We start from the raw sequence: 21189 nt of genomic DNA on the forward strand, positions 1-21189 counted from the left end.
TGTCCTACTACCCATCCAACTTGCCAGGAAATTTTTTGCCACATAAACACAGCAAACAGAGAAAAATTAATGGGTTTTAAAAATTGTGTGCTTTAAACAGGATTGTGTTAAATAAACCCGATAGAAATGAAAAGCCCCAATTTTTCATTGGGCTTGTAATGGAAAGCGGGACTATCGAAACCGAAGTACACAGGAGCCTGCTTTTCAGATAATAGAAATTGGGGCTAATATTCCACAGCATAATAAAACCTGCGGTGCACTAACTAAACAAAAAAAACCTTCCAGTTCGCACTGAAAGGTTTTTATATTTTATGATTTTTGCTTTAAGCTTAAAACTATGCTTGTCCGGCCAATACTTTAGTTACTAAATCGGCTGCCTCTTTTAATGCAATTGCCGAATAAACTTTAAGTCCTGATTCGTCAATTAATTTCTTAGCCTCTTCTGCGTTTGTGCCTTGTAAACGACAGATAATTGGCACAGGGATATTTCCGATTTCATTGTAAGCATCGATAACACCTTGGGCAACACGGTCGCAACGAACAATACCGCCAAAAATATTTATTAAGATGGCTTTAACGTTGGGGTCTTTTAAAATGATGTTGAAAGCCGCTTTAACGGTTTGCGCATTTGCAGTTCCACCAACGTCTAAGAAGTTAGCAGGCTCACCACCAGCTAATTTAATAATATCCATTGTGGCCATTGCTAAACCAGCGCCATTAACCATACAACCAACGTTTCCATCAAGGTTAACGAAGTTTAAATTACTTGCGCTTGCTTCAACTTCCATTGGGTCTTCTTCCGTAACATCACGCATTGCAGCGTAATCAGCGTGACGGAATAAGGCGTTTTCATCTAAATTAACTTTCGCATCAACAGCGATAACTTTATCATCAGATGTTTTTAAAACGGGATTAATTTCGAACATTGAAGAATCAGTTGCTTCGTACGCTTTGTACAAGGCAGTTACAAACTTCACCATTTCTTTGTGCGCAGCACCACTAACACCTAAATTGAAAGCAATTTTACGGGCCTGGAAACCTTGTAAACCAACTTTAGGATCTATTTCTTCTTTGAAAATTAAGTGCGGCGTATGCTCAGCAACTTCTTCAATATCCATACCACCTTCGGTACTGTACATGATGATGTTACGGCCGGCAGCACGATCCAACAAAACAGAAATGTAAAATTCCTTAGTTTCAGATGCTCCCGGATAATACACATCCTGGGCAACCAAAACTTTACTCACTAATTTACCTTCAGGTCCGGTTTGAGGTGTAACCAGTTGCATACCAATAATATCGGTAGCACGTTGCTTAACTTCATCAAGGTTTTTGGCTAATTTAACACCACCGCCTTTACCGCGGCCACCAGCGTGGATTTGAGCCTTAATTACAACCCAATCAGAGTTGTAATCAGTTTTTAATTGCTTTGCAGCCTCTACAGCCTGCTCTGGAGTATCGGCAACAATTCCTTCTTGAACGTTAACACCGAAACTTTTTAATATTTGTTTACCCTGGTATTCGTGAATATTCATTTGCTACAAAATTTGCCCAAAGCTACAATTTCAAAGCCTTTAAACAAATAGAAATCACCGATTTTTTCTAGAAAATGAACGTTTTGTGTTTATCGGTAAAAGCAGTCCCGCTATCCTTCCTGCCGATAGAAAAAATCGGCATCCATACTATCGGGTTTATTTCGAAGTTTGTCCGCCCTGGCAAACCAATTTCCCTCATTTAGCTAATATTAGCTTCCTGCAATTGGCGAACCGAAAATACCTACAGCCATTTCTGCCCATATTAAAAACAACGCCAGTAGAATCACTAAAAATGAAACCGTTCTCAATGTGCCTGTATGTACCTTGCGAATTACAAATTCTATTGCGAAACCCGCACTTAACAATAGGATTCCGGCTGCAATAAAATCTTTAAAATCCCAGTTTACTTCGTTGGTAAATTGCATTGCGATTAACGGAATGCTTAAAATTAATGCAGTAACGACAAAAATGATGGTTACTCTCAGCTTTGATGAATTGATTTCTAATTGATTTTTCATGATGTTAAAAGTTAATATTTGTTTTTATGATTATGTTGTTTCCTTATTTTTTAATGTTAAAATACTGGGCTGTATTCCAATCCTGTAGATTCCATGATACCCAGGTTACTTGTTGGTAACGCTCTTTAAAAAAGCCAATCCGTTGGTTCAGTTTACTCTGATTTGCCAAAAGTGTTGCTGGTTTGGCAATTTCCATCCCATAATCGCTTTTCGATTCTGTATGCTGCAGTTTCATTCTGTTTTTATCTAGAACCGGCAATGTTTTGTCTGATAATGAGAGCAAATAATCTGCATCAACTGAGATGGATTCGGCATGTGAAAGGTTATATTTTACAATAAAGATATCCCAGTTGATTACACTAAAAGCAAGCAGCAACACAAACCATATTGTACCATTAACCTTAACCAAATAAAAGAACGTTTTTTGTTTAGCAACCTTAATGTAAACACTAGCTAAACCAATAATGCAGAGTAATGAAAATATGCAAACCCCAATTCGTTTGTAGGTTAGCCCGTAAAATTCGATGTAATAGCCAGCTCTAATTAAAACAGAGATAACCAAAATAGCATTTTGTATCATCCAGGCGAAGGCGAGGAGTTCCAATGTTTTGTTTTTGCTGTAAAAGTTTAGGTTTCCCCTAAAAAAGTAAATGATAATGGCCATGGCCAAAGCAATACTGAAAATTAACGAATTAGTGCCATCATGCAAATCTGCTGAGAAATTGCCTACAGGTTTATAACCGAACCAAAGGGTTGTAATATCAATTAAATTTAAAAAGAGCAATAGTAAATTTAGAGCGGCGAATGAGATTAGCCCAATAATAAATTCAGTTTTTAACGCCAGCTTTTTAGTTAACAAGCTGCCACTAAAAACCTTTGCGGCTTCAAACCAAAGGTTTTTTTGGTTTGCACGGTTTCTAATTCGTACCAGTTGCTCTTTGCATTTAATTTCAATTTCTTGCAGGCTTTTATCAAAAAACGCGATTAGTAGGCCGGCTGTTACCGCCAAGCCAAAGCAGAAGTGCATAAACCGCCCCAAGCTTAAATTTCTAAACAGAAAGCCGAATGCACCATCAAAAAAGCGACCGAGATTTGTTAAAAGCGCTTCCGTGTAATGGGCAAATACACTGCTTGCAGCCGAATATAAGCAAGCAAATACCACCACAATAACGGCAGGAATAAAAACATACTTAATAATTTTGAAAGCTGGTTTTAAGTTGAAATTCCCGACTCTTATTGCGCTTAAATTCCTTAAAACGTTAAAAGGTGCGGTAAACATTTGTAGGATAGCCGTCATAATGGCCATAAAAACAGTCCTTAATTTTTGGTGATGGCTAAAACCTACAAAAACCAGCAGACTTATATAGTACGAAAGCAGTGTTAATGCTGAATTGTTTACCACAACCAAAACCGCAGAAAAAAGATGTGCGAAAGCAAAAATGTAAAGCTTTTTACCATTAACAACATCTGGATTAAGATATGTTACTCCGATTAAGTAAAGGCTGTAAATAAGCAAGTTAAGGGCCAATCTTTCCTGCCAAAATAATAAGCTAAAGAGCAGACCTCCGATTATTGCGGAAAGGATGAGGAAATTAGATTTATTTTTCATTTTTATTAGTTTAAAAGTGCTTTGTATTTCAAAGTATATTATCAAAAAAAAATTTATAGTTTTTTAATCATTTTTTCAAGTGCATCCAGGTGCGCTTTAAAAGCCTGTTTTCCTAAATCGGTAATGGAGTAGGTTGTACTGGTTTTTCGTCCGATAAAGCCTTTGTGTACTTTGATAAATTCGGCCTGCTCGAGTGTATTTAGGTGCGATGCCAGGTTACCATCAGTTAGCTCAAGCATTTGCTTTAAATCGTTAAAGGCAATCTCATTATTTACCACAAGTACAGACATTACACCCAGCCGAATCCGGCTGTCGAATATTTTATTTAAATCTGCTATCGGGTTTTTCATCTATTTGGCTCTTTCGTATTTAAAATACATTAAAAGACCATAAACAACGTGTAAAGCGCCAAAACCAATCGCCCAGAAAATTAGTCCGTAGCCTACATTAAACATGCAGATTAAGCCTAATAAAACTTCCAGGTAGCCCAGGTACCGAATATCGCTGTAGGTATATTTACTCGCATTGATAAGTCCCAATCCGTAAAATATTAAACAGGTTGGTGCAATTATGCTGTAAGTATTTGGGTGGTTAAACAACAATGCGAAGATAAACAAACCGCCCGTTACAACAGGGAAGAAAAGATTTACAATCAGAGATTTTGAAGTTTTATCCCAAATGGGTAAATTATTTCGCTGGCTCTGCCTGTAGGTAAATAGAATTCCGCCTGCCAACGCTACAAACAGGATAATGAGCGCAAGCTTTATCAGGTTATATTCTAAATCAATTTCGCCCTGAACGCCCATACTGTAACCACGTCCGGTTAAAAACTTTTCTAACTCCTCATTGGCAAAATAAGCACCTATTAATGCAATTACACCTGCAAATACACCAGATAAGCCACTTAACGAAATAAATCGGGAAGACCTATCCATCATTTGTCTGATATCTTTCAATGCATCTAATTGTTCTTCTTGAGTGCTCATTTTAAAAGTGCTTTGTTTTTCAAAGTTAGATAAGAAAATGATATTTACAAATTTTATTTTACTTTTCTATCTGGAGATGGTATTTCAGTATTTCTTTTTAAAGATGCGGTTTTTTACGGGAAACAATTTCCCTTGTGTATTGGTTAAGCTTTTTTATTAAATTTGAACCATGCTAAAAGCTACTGGACTAAGAAAATCGTATGGAAATTTACAAATATTAAAGGGTGTAAATTTCGAGGTGCAAAAAGGAGAAATTGTTAGTATTATTGGTCCTTCTGGTGCAGGGAAGAGTACGTTGCTGCATATTTTAGGTACGCTTGATAAACCCGATGACGGAACTGTGGAACTTAAGGGAACGGTGATAAACAAGTTAAACGGTGAAATGTTGAGCGCTTTCCGCAACCAAAATATAGGTTTCGTTTTTCAGTTTCATCATTTGCTACCCGAGTTTAGCGCAATTGAAAATATTTGTATTCCAGCATTTATTGCGAAAACGAACAAAAAGCAGGCAGAAGCCAGGGCGCTTGAGTTGCTTGATTTGTTTGGTTTAAAAGACCGGGCAAACCACAAACCCAATCAACTATCGGGCGGCGAACAACAGCGTGTTGCCATTGCCAGAGCTTTAATCAATAATCCTTCAATAATTCTTGCCGATGAACCTTCTGGAAATTTAGATTCGGAAAACGCGGCGGCATTGCATCAGCTTTTTGTTAACCTGCGTGATAACTTCCAACAAACTTTTGTAATTGTGACGCACAATGAGCACCTGGCGAAAACCAGCGATAGAATTGTGACTATGAAAGATGGGTTAATCGTTTAAATCAAGGATTGATAAAATAGCTGGCAGAACATTTTTTAAAATCCTTTCCTGATAATCTATTAAAAAAAATTTTTTGAAAATACTCATCACAGGCGGAAACAACGCTAAAGCGTTAAAGCTATTAAAAGCTTTCCCCAGCCACTTTATATTATTTGCAGATTATGGCGATGTGCCGGGAATGCTGACAGAAAATTATGCGTTTTCTAGTTTAGGCGTACTTAATACAGACAGCATAGCCCACATTTTGTTAAATTTTTGCATTACCGAATCCATAGACAGCATTATTCCTTTACATCATTTTGAAATAGAACCGATAGCCAAATCGGCGGTTCTTTTTGGTGAATACGGAATCGAAGTGCTTTTACCACCATTTGAAGACTTGAACAGGTTTCTGGACTCAGGAAATGAATCTACCAACGATTTTAGCGTTTTCGTAAAAGGCGATTGTATTTTTTCATCAGCGGAGCGGCCTGATTTCAACAATTCGGATACGCTGAACGGTGTTTTTAAGATGGATAGTATTAAAGAACCCAAACTTTTTATCATTTAATAATGGATTCATATCAGTTTGCTAAAGATAAACAAATCGTATTTTTTGAGCTTGATGACGTTTTGTTTCCATCAAAAGATTATCTGTTGCAGGTATATTACTTGTTTGCTCAATTTATGGAGTACAGCGAACAAAAAAACGCACAATCAATTTTAGATTTTATGCGGCTCGAGTATGAAAACGCGGGCGCAAACAACCTTTTTGAAAAGACTGCCCAACAATTCGAGCTTTCCAATACTTACAAACATAACTTCGACCTGCTGCACAAAAATGCCCGCCTGCCGTTGAAGTTATTACTGTATAAAAATATGCTCTTGTTTCTGCAGGAACTTGTGGTTAACAGAAAACAAATTGCCATAGTAACAGCGGGCGATTCGGAACAACAATTGAATAAAATTAAGCAAACAGAGTGGAATGGCTTGGAAAAATACCTTACCGTTTACTTTGCAGATGAACTCAATCAAACGAAAGCAGAAATTTTTCAGAACATCCTAAACAACAACAATTTATTGGTAAATGACGCGTTAGTTGTTGGTGCAAATAAATTTGATGAGCAACAATCTAAATTAATTAATTTGCCGTATATTGTGTCACTAGAAATTTACAAATAAATATGATTAAAAAGTTTAGAGCGCAAAAGTTATTATTGTGCACTTTGATTGCTTTGCTTGGGTTTGCAACGGCATGTAAAAAATCTTCAGTTAATCCAGATGGTGCAAGCACTAGTCCTGCAAGTCCGGGCACCAGAGACGAATTAACCAAAGATTCAATTTATTTATATGCCCAGCAAACCTACTTCTGGAATACGGGCATGCCGAGTTATGCATCTTTTAACCCGCGACAGTATAATTCTAACGACGCTATTTTAGCTGCTATAAAGGCATTGCCATCTACAGGTGGAAAAGACAAATACTCTTTTATTGATAATGGAACCGTTGCTACTCAATTAGGCGGGGTAAGCGGCGATTTTGGATTTTCGATTTTCTTTAACTCAGCTAACGATTTAAGGATTAAATATGTTTATGCAACTTCACCAGCTGCTACACAGGGTTTAAAGAGGGGTTATCAGATTACAAAGATTAATGGTAGCACCAACATTAACACTTCCGATGCGGCAATTAATTCAATAGTTGATGCGATTTTCGGCAGTGCAGCTACAGTCTCTTTAACCGTAGTAAAACCTGATGGAACATCACAGGATGTTGTTGTTACACGTGCCTCCTACAACATCAATCCGATTCTGTTCACAAATACTTACACAGTAGGCGCTAAAAAGGTTGGTTATATTGTATTTAATAGCTTTACAACAAATTCTACATCATTGCTAGATGCCGCTTTTACAAAGTTCGCTGCAGATGGGGTAACGGAATTAGTAGTTGATTTGCGATATAACGGTGGCGGTTCTGTTGGTACATCAGAAGCTTTTACAAATTTAGTTGCACCGGTTAATCAGAATGGAAAGGTAATGTATACCACGTATTGGACTCAATCCATGCAGGATGGAAATGCGACAATTCTTCAAAACCAGAAATTTTATGCTAAAGGTAATGATGGTGTAACAAGGCTGTATTCATATTTCGATTATTCATATAAACCAACTGCTGCTGCCGGCAACCAGGAAGTTTTCGCAAAGCGTGGAACACTTAACAACTTATCAAGAGTGTATTTTATCGTAACCGCTTCTACAGCTTCGGCGAGTGAATTACTGATTAATAACCTAAAACCGGTAATGGATGTTAAATTAATAGGTAAGAAGACTTATGGCAAACCGGTAGGTTTCTTCTCCATTCATATCGACAAAAGCGATTTATACATTCCACAGTTTCAAACCAAAAATCAGTTGAATCAAGGCGACTATTTCGATGGCATGACCGTTGATAAAGATATTGCTGATGACGTTACGAAAGACTTCGGCGACCCATCTGAAAGACTTTTGGCCCAGGCCTTGAATTATGCTGCAAATGGTGTTTTTACGTCTTACTTAAAAGATAATACACTGAGTAGCACAACCGGTTTGTCAAGAACCCAGGTTGATGATTTAACAGGGAAAATGGATCATGAATTTAAAGGAATGGTTGAAACCAGAAAATTGAAATTAAATAAGTAAACCAAATAATTAGTTTAGGCCGGTAGCTAACTACTACCGGCTTTTTTTATGTCAGTATTTTACAAAATCTGTTCTGTGAGTTGTTTTTTTTCTAAAATTTCGATAAGCTTGTTTAACATTAATCGTTAAAGAGATATCATGCCAATAGAAATTGTCGAAAAGGAACATATAAGCTACTTAAATATTATCAACGCAAAGGAAGACCATAGTTTAGAACTCAGAACAAAACTTGATGAAGCCCAACGACTTGGAAACGAATTTAAGGCTAAAGCAGTTATCACTTTTAACACTACAATTGGCCCAAAACGTGTTGACACGACTGTATGGGCGGTTACAGAAAAGTATATTCAACTCAAAAATAATATCCATATTCCAATTACAAGTTTAATAGATATCGATTTTTAGGTTGCGTTTTTAAGGAAATAAATCATCCCGAATTTATTAACCTTAGCCTAAAATTTGATGAGTACGCTCCATAAAATTGCCTTAACTTTCATAAAATCTGTTGGTCCGGTAAGTGCCAAAAACCTGCTGGCTTATTGCGGCAGTGCAGAAGCCATTTTTTCTGCCACCAGAAAGCAGTTACTACAAATCCCTGGCATTGGGGAAAAAACTGTTGAGGCCATTTTAAAAACCGATGCCTTAAAAAGGGCCGGGGAGGAACTTTTATTTGTCGAAAAACATGGAATAGACGTCCTTTTCTTTTCTGATGAGCAATATCCAAAGCGCCTGAAGAATTGTTTCGATTCGCCAATACTTCTTTATTTCAAAGGAGAAGCAGATTTGAACTGCCAGCGCATTATTAGTATCGTCGGAACCAGGAATGCGACGGAATATGGGCGGAATCTTTGTAAACAACTTTGCCAGGTTTTAGCACCATATAACGTTTTAATTGTTAGTGGTTTAGCTTACGGTATTGATGTTGCTACGCATAAAGAATGTATCGCGAATGATATTACCACGGTTGGTGTTTTGGGTCACGGCCTGGATAGATTGTATCCTCAGGTTCACAAACCGGTTTCCCAAAAAATGGTTTTAAATGGAGGGCTCCTTTCAGAATTTCCAACACTAACCAACCCCGACAGGCAAAACTTCCCCCAACGAAACCGCATTATTGCTGGCATTGCTGATGCCACAATTGTTGTTGAAGCATCTATTAAGGGTGGCGCCCTGATTACTGCAGAGATTGCAAATTCTTACAACAAAGATGTTTACGCTTTTCCTGGCCGAACAAATGATGTATTTTCTGAAGGCTGCAATTTCTTAATTAAGACTAACCGTGCGGGACTTATCAATAATGCTAACGACTTAATTTATTATTTGGGGTGGGATGATGAGGTGAAAGAAAAAAAGAAGCATAGTCAAACTACATTACAAATAAATTTAACAACTAATGAACAGAAAGTGGTTGAGGCACTACAGAAAGGACAGCTTGCGATTGATGAGCTTGCAGTTGAGATAAATGTTCAGCAAAGTAAACTTGCAATCGCTATTTTAACTTTAGAAATGCAGGGCATCATCGTTTCGCTGCCCGGCAAGGTTTATAAGCTTGCGTAGCATTTTTTCCAACTTTGGCAGCCCACAACTCATCTTGCCAATACTTGAATTTTTCATCTATGGTGGTTTTTATATAGCTAGCTAAACTCAGCTAAAAGCGCTGTGATTATCAGAACTTAAAAAAGATCGCGGCACACCCAATTATCAATCTATAAGCCCTATCATTTTGATAGATTAAGGAATATAATTCTAAATATCGTTAATATATAAAATTTTGTTTCGAATAAAATATTGATTATAAAATAGTTAATGCCTTTGCGTAATTTTGCATCATGTGGTACAATAATATTTTAGAAACCATTGGTAATACACCATTGGTAAAATTAAATACAATTACGAAAGGCGTTCCGGGCACAATCCTGGCAAAGATAGAAACAACTAATCCCGGCAATTCAATTAAAGACCGTATGGCGGTTAAAATGATTGAAGATGCCGAGCTTAGCGGTAAGTTAAAACCGGGCGGAACCATTATCGAAGGCACATCTGGCAATACCGGCATGGGCTTAGCGATGGCTGCAATTATTAAAGGCTACAAATGTATTTTCACTACAACCGATAAGCAATCGAAGGAGAAAGTTGATGCGTTACGTGCTTTTGGCGCTGAGGTTATTGTTTGCCCAACAAATGTTGAGCCTGAAGACCCAAGGTCGTATTATTCTGTATCTTCACGTTTAGAACGTGAAGTTCCGAACTCCTGGAAACCAAATCAATATGATAATTTAGCCAACACTGCCGCACATTATGAGCAAACCGGACCTGAAATTTGGGAACAAACTGAAGGGAAAATTACACACCTGGTTGTTGGCGTTGGTACCGGCGGCACAATTTCCGGAACAGGAAAATACCTAAAAGAGAAAAATCCAAACATACAGGTTTGGGGTATTGACACTTATGGTTCAGTGTTTAAAAAGTACAAAGAAACAGGTATTTTTGATAAAGATGAGATTTATCCGTACATCACCGAAGGTATTGGCGAAGATTTTTTGCCAGCCAATGTGAATTTTGATGTAATTGATTTGTTTGAAAAAGTGACTGATAAAGATGCCGCTTTAATGACCCGGGATATCGCCCGTAAGGAAGGCATTTTCGTTGGTAACTCTGCCGGAGCAGCAATTGGTGGCCTTATACAGTTGAAAGACAAATTAAAACCTGATGATGTTGTTGTGGTTATTTTTCACGACCATGGTAGCCGTTATATGGGCAAAATGTACAATGAAGATTGGTTACGCGAACGTGGTTTTTTACAGGATGAAAAGCTTACTGCAAAATCAATTTTAGCTAAAAAAGAAAGCACCGAAATTGTAACCCTTGATAATACCAAAACTGTTCTAGAGGCGATAAATACAATTAAGTCGATGAACATTTCGCAAATTCCGGTAACCCAACAAGGCATGATTGTGGGTAAAATTGCCGAAAGCGATATTCTCTCTGCCTTACTGGAAAACCCGGGATTAAAATCGGCGCCAATTTTAGAAATTATGACCGCTACTTTTCCTTTCGTTGATTTGAATACATCGATTGATAAAATTTCATCACTAATCAATAAAGAAAACTCAGCAGTTTTGGTTGAAGATGAAACAGGAAAAATTGAGATTATTACTCAGTACGATATTATAAATGCAATATCGGGTTAGAGATTTCAATACATTCGACACTGCGAGGTACTAAGCGTGCGCTGACCTTGCCGAATAGCGAATGTTTCAAGATTCTTTCTTGCCTCGCAATAATGAGGATTTAAACTAAAAACGCCCGAGAATTACCCGGGCGTTTTTTGCATTATACTTGTTTGCTTTGAGCTTTAGCTTTCAGCCTTTTACCATTCCTAATGGCTAGGCGCATCTGCATTTACACGCTTAATTTGCGCTCCTAATGCACGTAAACGCGTATCGATATCTTGATAGCCACGCTCAATTTGCTCAATGTTATAAATTGTAGATTTACCTTCGGCAGAAAGTGCTGCAATGAGCAACGAAACGCCGGCCCTAATGTCGGGTGAGGTCATGCTGATACCGCGAAGCTTATATTTTTTATCAATTCCGTTAACGGTGGCGCGGTGTGGATCGCAAAGAATAATTTGTGCGCCCATATCAATCAATTTATCAACGAAGAATAACCGGCTTTCGAACATTTTCTGATGAATTAAAACGTTTCCTTTTGCTTGAGTAGCCACAACCAAAACAATGCTCAATAAATCAGGTGTAAAGCCCGGCCAAGGCGAATCAGCAATTGTTAAAATCGAACCATCAATAAAAGTATCAATTTCATAATGCTTTTGCGAAGGAACATAAATATCATCTCCTCTGCGTTCGAGCTTAATGCCTAACTTTTTAAAAACTTCAGGAATTACCCCAAGTTCATCGTAGCAAACATTTTTAATTGTAATTTCAGATTCTGTCATCGCTGCCATACCAATGAACGAGCCAATCTCAATCATATCAGGCAACATGCGGTGTTCGGTTCCACCCAAAACTGTAACGCCCTCTATAGTGAGCAAATTAGATCCGATTCCGGAGATTTTTGCACCCATGCGGTTAAGCATTTTGCAAAGTTGCTGCAGGTACGGCTCGCATGCGGCGTTGTAAATAGTTGTGGTTCCTTTAGCCAAAACAGCAGCCATTACAATATTTGCTGTTCCGGTTACCGATGCCTCGTCTAGAAGGATATAAGCACCCTGAAGGTTCGTTGCATCCACGTTAAAAAAGGCTTTTTTGCTATCATAAACAAATTTGGCACCGAGTTTTTCAAAACCAATAAAGTGCGTATCCAATCTTCTGCGGCCAATTTTATCACCTCCGGGTTTAGGAATTGCCGCTTTTCCGAAGCGGGCAAGGAGTGGACCAACAATCATAATCGAGCCTCTTAAACCACCACCTTTGGCTTTGAAAGTATCAGATTCGAAGAAGTTTAAATCAATATTTTTTGCTTCGAAAGTATAGGTGTCTTTGTTAATACGTTCAACTGTAACGCCCAAATCGCCAAGCAATTCAATCAGTTTATTAACATCTTTAATGTCAGGTATGTTGCTGATTGTTATTTTTTCTTCAGTAAGCAAAACTGCCGAAAGAATCTGTAAAGCTTCGTTCTTGGCGCCTTGAGGAGTAATTTCGCCCTTTAATTTAATTCCGCCTGTTATTTCAAATGCGTTCATATATTTTTTTGTATTGGTGGATAGGATCAAGTTATAATATCAAATATTAAGTATCAAAAAAAGAGAATCAAGTATCAAATACTGGTAATTAGTGTAAGCGAAGGTGTTCAAGATTAGGTTTTAAACCAACTTTTATCAACTTAGTTCTACAACCTTTCAGCCTTATCCGATGATTTTCAATTTAATATTTTGGTTTATTATTGTTATTTCGTCCGCGGTTATTGTTGTTATTATTGTTTTGACGGTTTTTGCCTCCGTTACTGTTATTGTTGTTATTGCGGCCCCGGCTATTGTTATTACTGCTCTGACGAGGATTTTGGGCTCTAAATTCAACTTTAGCCAAATTTACACCTTCATCAAGTGATAGCAAACCACCAGAAAGATATTTCAAGTCTTTAATAATCGTATCATCACTCACATTGTCCTTATTCCAGGTTACGTAGGCCATTTTCATGAAGTTTGCAATACCCTGAACCATCGATTTCTTATGCTCTGGATTTTCCTCCCGCATCGCCTTTTCAATTAAATTTTCAACCGTTTTACCATAATGTTTATAGGTAATTCGTTGTTGAGGATAGGGAAGTGGCTCTGGTTTTTTAAAGGCGTTTTCGGGCAAAGGCTTCGGGTAAGGGCTTTCAACATCAATCTGATATCCAGAAATAATGTGTAAATGATCCCAAAGTTTATGCTTAAAATCTGCAACATCACGTAAATGTGGCTGCAAAAATCCCATCAGGTCAATAACCGCCTGGGCATATTTATTACGTTCTTCAATGGTTGGCAATTCGCAAATATACTTCACCATGTTTTGAACGTTGCGGCCATATTCAGACAAAATCAAATGGCTACGCGTAGTATTATAATCAAAATTCATGTACAGATAATTTAATGGAAAATCTTCCGGCGATACGAATTATGAAATAACCAGAGGAGATTAGGTTATGAATTCACCGAAATGTCTATTGCCGGACTTTCGTTATGTAAAGTTCAAATATAGTTAAAATTACGATTTTAGGGTTACGATTTTAGATTTTATTTGGAAATGAAGGGTTGGTGGTTCTTTTGGTTTTTCAGCCCTGCTTTACATTACAAGCCCAATGAAAAATTGGGGCTTTTCATTGCAATCAGGTTTATCTAAGAAAGGGATGTACATTTTTGGAATCTAAGCACAGAGAAAAACCTTTAAAAACTGAAAAGGATTTCTCCACTTCGGTCGAAATGACGATTTATCCTTCTGTGTTTCCGTGCCATAACCTTAAATTTCATCGCTATTTTTTGGATAATCGAAAAAAACCATTTCGCCGGTTCCCCTGCTCACCATCTTCCACGAATCAAAAGGGAAAGACATCAGCACCATTCCTGCTGTAGGGATATTGTAAAGTTCCGCGTCGCTTAATTCGTTGGCCAAATCAGTAAAACCCGGGTTATGTCCAAACATGATTACGGTTTCGGCATCGTCATCTAAATCGTTTACAACTTTCAAAAGCGCAGTAGTATTTGCCTCGTAAATTAATTCCTCATATCGAATGTTATCAAAATGATAAGCCTCAGCAAAGAATTTTGCGGTAGATTTTGCTCGTTTTGCAGGGCTACTCACCATCAAATCGAATTTGAATCCCTTATTGATCAAACGTTCTGCCATTTCTGGTGCATTCTCTTTACCACGTTTGTTCAACGGACGATCAAAATCTTTTAAATCCAAATTTGCCCAATCCGATTTTCCGTGACGAACCAATAATAACTGCTTAGCCATTTAGTTTCTCTTTAATTTTATTTACAATCGTTTCCGGATTAATCAAATCCATACAGGCTTCAACACCACACATACATGGTTTGTTTCCATAAATAGAATTTGGCCTGTTTGGATGGTCAATTTGTAGACAATCGCTTTCGAGCTGTCCGTAGCCCAAAAAACCAGCATAAGGATGAGTTGGCCCCCAAACAGAAATGACAGGAACACCAACCAACGAAGCCATGTGCATACCTGAAGAGTCCATGCTTAACATTAAATCCAGGTTAGAAATGATTGCCAACTCTTCGGTTAAGTTATAATTTCCTATTAAATTGTGGGTGTTCGGATAAGATCTTTTCCACTCTTCGGCAATGGCCATTTCTGTTTTTCCACCTCCAAAAATTAGCAGCTCATATCCTAAAGCAGCTAACATGGATATCACTTTCTCCATTTTTTCTAAAGGATATACTTTAAAAATGTGCTGTGCGAAAGGAGAGATGCCGACTCTTTTTTTTGCATGTCGTTCAAACAGATATTTAGCGGTTTGGGAAATTTCGCGGGGCGCTTTTTTTAGCACGTGGTTAAGCTCAACATCGAAACCTAACTTTCGAAAAACATCGGCATAACGTTCTACAGTTTTACGTAAAGGTTTAAAAACTTTATTTTTTGATCGAGTCAGGGCTTTCTTTTCTGCTCTGCCTTTATCAATTCGCCTAATTTTGATTCCTGCTATGCGAAAGAAGGTAGAAATTATCCGGCTCCGCAAATTATCATGTAAATCAGCAATTGCAGTTGGTTTAAACTCTTGAAGTTCCTGGTAAATTTTGTACAGGCCGGCAATTCCTTTGTGCATGGCATTTGGGTAAATGGCATGGAAGGTTAGGTTTTCAATGCCCTCGAAAAATGGTTTGAAGGCATCTCGACTAACCATAACAAGTTCTACAGATGAGTTTTGTGCAGAAAATTCCTTTAAAACAGTCGCCACCATTGCCACATCGCCCATAGCCGAAAAACGTAAAACGATAATTTTTTCTGTTGATGACATGTTTTATTTATGCTTACTTGCGTAGCAAATTGTTTTATGAGGAATTGCCCTTTCGCCGCAATAATAACGCTGTAACTAAGCTTTGTTATACAAAACCGGATTTAAGCTCGGGTCGTTATACATTTTCATTTGCTTATACACTTTCATGTATTTTTTGCCGTCCTCAATATCAGCCAGCAATTCATTTATACTGGTGGATAAGTCATCGCGTTGCGATAATAAAATATCGAGTTTGGTTTGGCATTGCTGGCGGTGTTCGGGCGATGCGCTTTCCCGCTCAGCCTCTTCATGCATGTGGTAAATTTTCAAAGCCAAAATAGATAGCCTGTCTATTGCCCATGCCGGACTTTCCGTATTTATTTTCGCATCAGGTAAAGGCACAATTTCTTGGTAAAGATTAAGGAAATAGCCGTCGATGAATTCTACCATATCCGTACGAACCTGGTTCTGAGCATCTATACGTCTCTTCCAGCTCAGTCCTTCAATCGGGTCTATTTGTGGATTGCGAACTACATCTTCCATGTGCCATTGAGCGGTATCAATCCAGTTTTTAAGGTAAAAAAGATGCTCTAAACTTTCGGCATCGTAGGGGTTTTCTACGGGATGGTCGATTTCATCAAACTGATGATAATCTGCAATTACTTGATTAAATATGCGGTTGGCAATTTCACTTATCATAGGGCAAAGTTAGTTTTTTACTACAGATTTTCGCAGAGCGATGCAGAATTCGCCAGAACACATTCTTTGATGGCCCATGTCTTCGTTTATCATCTTGAAAAGCTGTTATCTTTAAAAAAAGTATTGTCGTCTTAAGATTGTTAACTCAAAGCGATACTCTTTTTTTCAAAATGTTCGGTTATTTCTGCTAGAGAGCATGCGTTTAAACATTTGGTAGCGCTTAACCCTCCTTTTCGGGCAACTAATATTCCATAACGCATGTCATGAAAACCGTCTGTCCGGTGCGCATCAGGATTTACGGAAAGCAAAACGCCTTTTTCCAATGCATAGCGATGCCAGCGCCAATCTAAATCCAAACGAAGTGGGTTTGCATTAATTTCTATAACCACATTATTTGCAGCGCAGGCATCTATTACCTTTCTATAGTCGATGGGGTAGCCTGCACGACTCAACAATAAGCGGCCGGTTGGGTGACCTAAAATCGTGGTGTAAGGATTTTCTATTGCTTTTATTAACCGCGTTGTTGCTTTCAATTCATCCATTCGTAAATTACTGTGAACGGATGCAACCACAAAGTCAAAAGTTTCAAGCACGTCAGCCGAATAGTCTAGAGAACCATCACTTAAAATATCGCTTTCAATTCCTTTAAATATTTTGAAGGGCGCTAGTTTCTTATTTAGCTCGTCAATTTCCTGATGTTGCCCAAAAACCCTTTGTTCGTTTAACCCTTTTGCATAAACCGCAGTTTTTGAATGGTCGCAGATGCCAAAATATTCCAGGTTCAGAACGTCTTTACAATAAACAGCCATTTGTTCGAGGGTATGAACACCATCGCTCCAGGTAGAATGGTTATGTAAACTGCCTTTCAAATCTTCGTAGGTGATTAATGTTGGCAGTTTATTCATTTTCGCCAGCTCAATTTCGTCGAGGCCCTCTCTTAACTCGGGCTCAATGAACGCTAAGCCAGCTGCGCTGTAAATAGCCTTTTCGCTTGCAAAACTACCCTGGCCGACCAATTTTAGCACTTCCTCTACATGTTCATTATTGCCTGTTTGTTTAAACCATTCCAAATAGAAAGCGGCTTTATCCACCACGAAAATCTTGATTCTTAAGCCTGTATTGGTTGTCGTAATCAACGCATCTTCGCCAACGATTAATGAAAGCGGCTCAAAAGAAGTTAGTTTGTTTTTAACGTCCGATGCATTTTCAGCCCCTATCACAAACTCCAGTTCATCGATAATCTCACAGGCACGCCTGTACTGTCCTGCGAAAGCTAAAAGCGGTTGTTGTTCAGTTTTGTTTAACCATTCAGAAATTTGAGCATATAACATATCTGCAAAAGCCTCAACCTGTGCATAAAGAAACCTTCCGTTTGCTGCCAGTTTAAACTCAATCGCATTTTTAATTTCTTCCTGGGTTTTTAAGCCAAAACCTTTAGCTTCGATGAGTCGGTTTTCATTACAGGCATAATAGAGTTCTCCAATGCTTTCAATGCCAAGTGTTCGCCAAATAATAAATATCTTTTTCGGGCCAATTCCTTTAATGCCAAGCATTTCTACCACACCATCCGGTGTTTTATTTATAATATCATTTAGTTCCGTAAGCTCACCGGTTTCCAGTAACTCAACAATTTTGGCTGCTAAACTTTTACCAATTCCATCAATCTTATCAATTTCATCACTCGGTTTGTCTTTTAATGCAAAAGGTAATTTATCAATTTTGAAATATGCGTTTGCTATCGATTTGATTTTGAAAGGATTTTCTTCATGCAATTCCATTAACTGCGATAAGAGGCGTAAAGTACGGGCGATGGTTTTATTCTCCATAAGCTGTAAAATTATAAAATAAAGCGCTAAAACTTTGAGGAACATTATTTTTTAAACAGAATTTATCAAAGCTTGTTGAGTAGGTATGAATTCTATGAAAATCGCCATCCTGCTTTTAAGCACCAGTTTCGTTGCTTGCCAGTCGTCTCAAAATTCTCAACACAAAAGTGATTCCGTAGCGAGCATTGAATCTGGCCCAGGTAAAATCGTTGATTCCCGTTTTCTCATCGTTCCCGGGCGTTCGGTGGGCGACATTTCATTGGGCGAAGATGTGGAAATAGTGGGTAAAATGCTCGGAAAGCCGGATGTTAGCGATGCGGCAATGGGAAAGGCCTGGGGAATTTGGTATCGTACTGATTCTTCAAGTAAACAAAAAGAAGAAATAGCAATTTATTCGGCTTACCGCGATACAAGCATGCGTGTCAAATCTGTTAAACAAATCAGAATTACATCTGCTGAATATAAAACCCAGGATGGTTATCGGATTGGAATGGCAGAATCGGAAACAAAACAAAAGTTCCCAGGGATGGAGAAGGTATCCGCTTATTTAAACGAACAAAAAGACACAGTAACGGTTTTTGATTCTAAACAGGAGGGAGTTGGCATCGAGTTTCTGAGCGGCAAGAGTGTTGCCCTCACTGTTCATCCAGCAAACCAACCGATTAACGCTACGTATTTAACTTTGCACCCGAAGTGGAAGGCATTAAAGCAAAAGTAAAATAGATGATGATATTGCTTTCATCATCTGCTTTACATTCAATCGCTATTTTATAACAGCCTCAAAAGGCATTCTGGCCTGGATGCCCGAACTTGCAATAACTTTTTTCATCTGTTGGTATAGCATAAAATTATCGCCAAGCTCTTGTTTGGTATAGTAAGTTTTAATTCTGTCTGTGCTTTCTTCCAGCAATGATTTCAGTGGGTCGATAACGTCTGGGTATTCCACCACTTTATAGTCTCTAAGCTTCGCTTTTTTGGCTGCAGATTTAATGGCATCATTAAAACTTCCGATTCTATCGGCCAAACCGATTTGAACTGCGTCGGTGCCAATCCAAACGTGGCCACCGCCGATACTGTCGATGTAACTCTTGCTTTTCTTTCTTCCATCCGCAACACGGCTAACAAAACCACTGTAGATTCTATTTAATTCGTTTTGAATAATAAACCTTTCACCCTCCGTCATTGGGCGGTTAGTTGCCATAATATCTGCATACTTACCGGTTTTCACACCATCGAAAGTAATTCCTAACTTGTTGGTCATAAGATTCTGGAAGTTTGGAATGATGCCAAACACACCGATTGAACCAGTTATTGTATTTGGCTGAACAAAAATACTATCAGCAGCACAGCCGATATAGTAACCGCCAGACGCAGCAACATCCCCGAAAGACGCAATTACCGGCTTTTCTTTTTTGGTTAAAACGATCTCTCTCCAAATCACGTCTGATGCCAGGGCGCTGCCGCCCGGCGAGTTTACGCGTAAAACGATCGCCTTGATGTCATCATCCAAACGGGCTTTGCGAATGGCTCTCGAGATTCGTTCTGAGCCAATTTGATTATCAGAACCTTCGCCGCCGGTAATTTCGCCATTAGCGTAAATCACTGCAACTTTATCTTTGCCAGAACCAGTGGCACTGTTATTTTTCGCATAATCGTTAACAGACACAGAACTTATGTTTTGCTTCTTGGTTTTACCGGATATCGCCTTCAGCTCCTCAAGAATTTCATCCTTATATTTAAGTCCATCAATCATCTTAAAATTTACAGCATCTTTTGGTTCCCTGATTTTGTAATTATCAGCAATGCTGTACAAACTATCTTTCTGAATGTCGCGGGTTTGGCCGATATCTGTTAAAAAAGTGTTGTACAAACCACCAACATAAGCTGTAACCTGTTTACGGTTATAGTCGCTCATTTTATCCAAAATGTAAGGTTCTACGGCACTTTTATAATTGCCAACGCGAATTACCTGCATCGCTACGCCAACTTTTTCCAGCGTTCCTTTAAAGAATGTAAGTTCAGAGCTAAATCCTTTAAACTCCAGCGCACCTTCAGGATTTAAATAAACTCTATCTGCAGCCGAAGCCAGATAATAAGCTCCCTGAGTATAAACTTCGCTGTAAGCCAATATTTTTTTATGAGATTTTTTAAAGTCGATTAATGCATTCCGAACTTCCCTCATGGTAGCAAAGCCTGCATTGGGGCTGCTAACACTTAAGTAAATGCACTTGATATTGTCGTCGGTTTTTGCACGTTGTATCGATTTTAAAAGGTCGTTTAATCCAATACCATCTTTTTCTTCGCCACCAACTATGGGTAAATTTCCGAAGGGATTTTTAGGTGTGCGCTCGGTTATTGGCTGATCCAGATTTAAAAACAGCACTGAATTTGCGCCAACGGTAACCGTTTTGTCGTCATCAATGGAAGAGATAGCTGCAGCAATGATTACAAAGCAGATGAAAAATACCACAATTATGGATAGGAAAAATCCTAACATTGAAGCAAATAAATACTTAAAAAATTCTCTCATTTAAATGTTTTAATTTTGTGCCGTAAAGATATAAAAATACGAGGCTTAATATGGCATTAGAGTACACAATTGCATATTTGTTACTAGGCGGAAATTTGGGCAACCGACAGGAAAATCTGGCCCTTGCCTTAAGGTTGTTAAATAGCGAGGCGGGCGAACTGACTGCGGTATCATCCATTTATGAAACAGCAGCCTGGGGCAAGGAAGACCAGCCTGATTTTTTAAATCAGGCGGTTGCCTTAAAAACAAATTTAAGTGCCTTGATGCTTTTGAATGTGGCATTAGAAATTGAGGAAAAACTTGGTAGAATCAGAAAAGAGAAGTGGGGCGAACGGTTAATAGATATCGACTTAGTCTTGTTTGGAGATGAAATTATTAATATTGAAGGAAAACTTCAGGTGCCTCATCCAGAGATGCAAAACCGTAAATTCGTTATGAAACCACTTGCTGAAATTGCGCCTGAGGTAATGCATCCTGTTTTAAAGCAAACGATTTTACAAATTGCCGAAAATATTTCTGATACTTTGGAGGTAAACAAGTTGTAAATA

Annotated in this window: 21 protein-coding genes; 9 read left to right on the top strand and 12 right to left on the bottom strand. The window is 38.3% G+C overall.

Going from position 1 to position 21189, the window contains the following annotated elements:
- Positions 1 to 335: 335 nt before the first annotated feature.
- The 5 genes from sucC to AC0IWT_RS01770 form a co-directional block, all read right to left on the bottom strand.
- On the bottom strand, positions 336 to 1535 hold the full coding sequence (gene sucC / locus AC0IWT_RS01750; protein ID WP_056870726.1) for an ADP-forming succinate--CoA ligase subunit beta: 1200 nt from the start codon (positions 1533 to 1535) through the stop codon (positions 336 to 338).
- Positions 1536 to 1744: 209 nt separating this feature from the next.
- Entirely contained in the window at positions 1745 to 2053 is a 309-nt protein-coding gene (locus AC0IWT_RS01755) for a hypothetical protein (RefSeq protein WP_471795719.1), read from the bottom strand.
- 43 nt (positions 2054 to 2096) lie between these two features.
- A complete protein-coding gene (locus tag AC0IWT_RS01760) occupies positions 2097 to 3662 on the bottom strand; it encodes a DUF4153 domain-containing protein (protein ID WP_471795720.1) in 1566 nt (521 codons plus the stop codon).
- 53 nt (positions 3663 to 3715) lie between these two features.
- The gene (locus AC0IWT_RS01765; RefSeq protein WP_056091885.1) at positions 3716 to 4012 is read right to left on the bottom strand and encodes a winged helix-turn-helix domain-containing protein; all 297 of its coding nucleotides are present in this window, start codon (positions 4010 to 4012) and stop codon (positions 3716 to 3718) included.
- A complete protein-coding gene (locus tag AC0IWT_RS01770; protein WP_471795721.1) occupies positions 4013 to 4648 on the bottom strand; it encodes a hypothetical protein in 636 nt (211 codons plus the stop codon). It lies immediately after the preceding gene.
- 169 nt (positions 4649 to 4817) lie between these two features.
- On the opposite strand from AC0IWT_RS01770, the gene AC0IWT_RS01775 reads away from it, so the two are divergent.
- The 7 genes from AC0IWT_RS01775 to AC0IWT_RS01805 all read left to right on the top strand — a co-directional run bounded on the left by AC0IWT_RS01775 (position 4818) and on the right by AC0IWT_RS01805 (position 11316).
- Complete coding sequence (locus tag AC0IWT_RS01775; protein WP_056870722.1) at positions 4818 to 5468, top strand: ABC transporter ATP-binding protein; 651 nt, start codon at positions 4818 to 4820, stop codon at positions 5466 to 5468.
- Between the two features lie 73 nt (positions 5469 to 5541).
- Positions 5542 to 6018, top strand: coding sequence for a hypothetical protein (locus AC0IWT_RS01780; protein WP_471795722.1), 477 nt, complete (start codon positions 5542 to 5544; stop codon positions 6016 to 6018).
- A gap of 2 nt (positions 6019 to 6020) precedes the next feature.
- On the top strand, positions 6021 to 6629 hold the full coding sequence (locus AC0IWT_RS01785) for an HAD hydrolase-like protein (RefSeq protein WP_471795723.1): 609 nt from the start codon (positions 6021 to 6023) through the stop codon (positions 6627 to 6629).
- Between the two features lie 2 nt (positions 6630 to 6631).
- The gene (locus tag AC0IWT_RS01790) at positions 6632 to 8125 is read left to right on the top strand and encodes a S41 family peptidase (protein ID WP_471795724.1); all 1494 of its coding nucleotides are present in this window, start codon (positions 6632 to 6634) and stop codon (positions 8123 to 8125) included.
- 138 nt (positions 8126 to 8263) lie between these two features.
- Entirely contained in the window at positions 8264 to 8530 is a 267-nt protein-coding gene (locus AC0IWT_RS01795) for a hypothetical protein (RefSeq protein WP_056870718.1), read from the top strand.
- Between the two features lie 57 nt (positions 8531 to 8587).
- The gene (dprA, locus tag AC0IWT_RS01800; protein WP_471795725.1) at positions 8588 to 9682 is read left to right on the top strand and encodes a DNA-processing protein DprA; all 1095 of its coding nucleotides are present in this window, start codon (positions 8588 to 8590) and stop codon (positions 9680 to 9682) included.
- Between the two features lie 272 nt (positions 9683 to 9954).
- A complete protein-coding gene (locus tag AC0IWT_RS01805) occupies positions 9955 to 11316 on the top strand; it encodes a pyridoxal-phosphate dependent enzyme (RefSeq protein WP_471795726.1) in 1362 nt (453 codons plus the stop codon).
- 188 nt (positions 11317 to 11504) lie between these two features.
- Here the strand turns inward: AC0IWT_RS01805 and murA are convergent, their stop codons facing one another.
- The 6 genes from murA to AC0IWT_RS01835 form a co-directional block, all read right to left on the bottom strand.
- Positions 11505 to 12830, bottom strand: a complete 1326-nt coding sequence (gene murA / locus AC0IWT_RS01810) for a UDP-N-acetylglucosamine 1-carboxyvinyltransferase (protein WP_056870715.1) — start codon at positions 12828 to 12830, stop codon at positions 11505 to 11507.
- A gap of 181 nt (positions 12831 to 13011) precedes the next feature.
- Positions 13012 to 13704: a DUF4290 domain-containing protein gene (locus AC0IWT_RS01815; protein WP_056870714.1), complete on the bottom strand. Its 693-nt coding sequence runs from the start codon at positions 13702 to 13704 to the stop codon at positions 13012 to 13014.
- Between the two features lie 381 nt (positions 13705 to 14085).
- Positions 14086 to 14583, bottom strand: a complete 498-nt coding sequence (locus tag AC0IWT_RS01820; RefSeq protein ID WP_471795727.1) for a SixA phosphatase family protein — start codon at positions 14581 to 14583, stop codon at positions 14086 to 14088.
- Entirely contained in the window at positions 14576 to 15607 is a 1032-nt protein-coding gene (locus tag AC0IWT_RS01825) for a glycosyltransferase family 9 protein (protein WP_471795728.1), read from the bottom strand. The genes AC0IWT_RS01820 and AC0IWT_RS01825 overlap by 8 nt, the downstream gene beginning before the upstream one ends.
- 75 nt (positions 15608 to 15682) lie before the next feature.
- Positions 15683 to 16285 carry a DUF4254 domain-containing protein gene (locus tag AC0IWT_RS01830; protein WP_471795729.1) on the bottom strand — a complete coding sequence of 201 codons (603 nt, stop codon included), beginning with the start codon at positions 16283 to 16285 and terminating at the stop codon, positions 15683 to 15685.
- A gap of 140 nt (positions 16286 to 16425) precedes the next feature.
- The gene (locus AC0IWT_RS01835; protein WP_471797200.1) at positions 16426 to 18111 is read right to left on the bottom strand and encodes a helix-hairpin-helix domain-containing protein; all 1686 of its coding nucleotides are present in this window, start codon (positions 18109 to 18111) and stop codon (positions 16426 to 16428) included.
- Between the two features lie 94 nt (positions 18112 to 18205).
- Here AC0IWT_RS01835 and AC0IWT_RS01840 point away from each other — a divergent pair, with 94 nt between their 5' ends.
- Positions 18206 to 18829 carry a hypothetical protein gene (locus tag AC0IWT_RS01840; protein WP_471795730.1) on the top strand — a complete coding sequence of 208 codons (624 nt, stop codon included), beginning with the start codon at positions 18206 to 18208 and terminating at the stop codon, positions 18827 to 18829.
- A gap of 45 nt (positions 18830 to 18874) precedes the next feature.
- Here the strand turns inward: AC0IWT_RS01840 and sppA are convergent, their stop codons facing one another.
- On the bottom strand, positions 18875 to 20641 hold the full coding sequence (gene sppA / locus AC0IWT_RS01845) for a signal peptide peptidase SppA (protein WP_471795731.1): 1767 nt from the start codon (positions 20639 to 20641) through the stop codon (positions 18875 to 18877).
- A 50-nt stretch (positions 20642 to 20691) separates the two neighbouring features.
- On the opposite strand from sppA, the gene folK reads away from it, so the two are divergent.
- Entirely contained in the window at positions 20692 to 21186 is a 495-nt protein-coding gene (folK, locus tag AC0IWT_RS01850; RefSeq protein ID WP_471795732.1) for a 2-amino-4-hydroxy-6-hydroxymethyldihydropteridine diphosphokinase, read from the top strand.
- Positions 21187 to 21189 lie beyond the last annotated feature (3 nt).

This window comes from Pedobacter sp. AC464 (assembly GCF_979253075.1).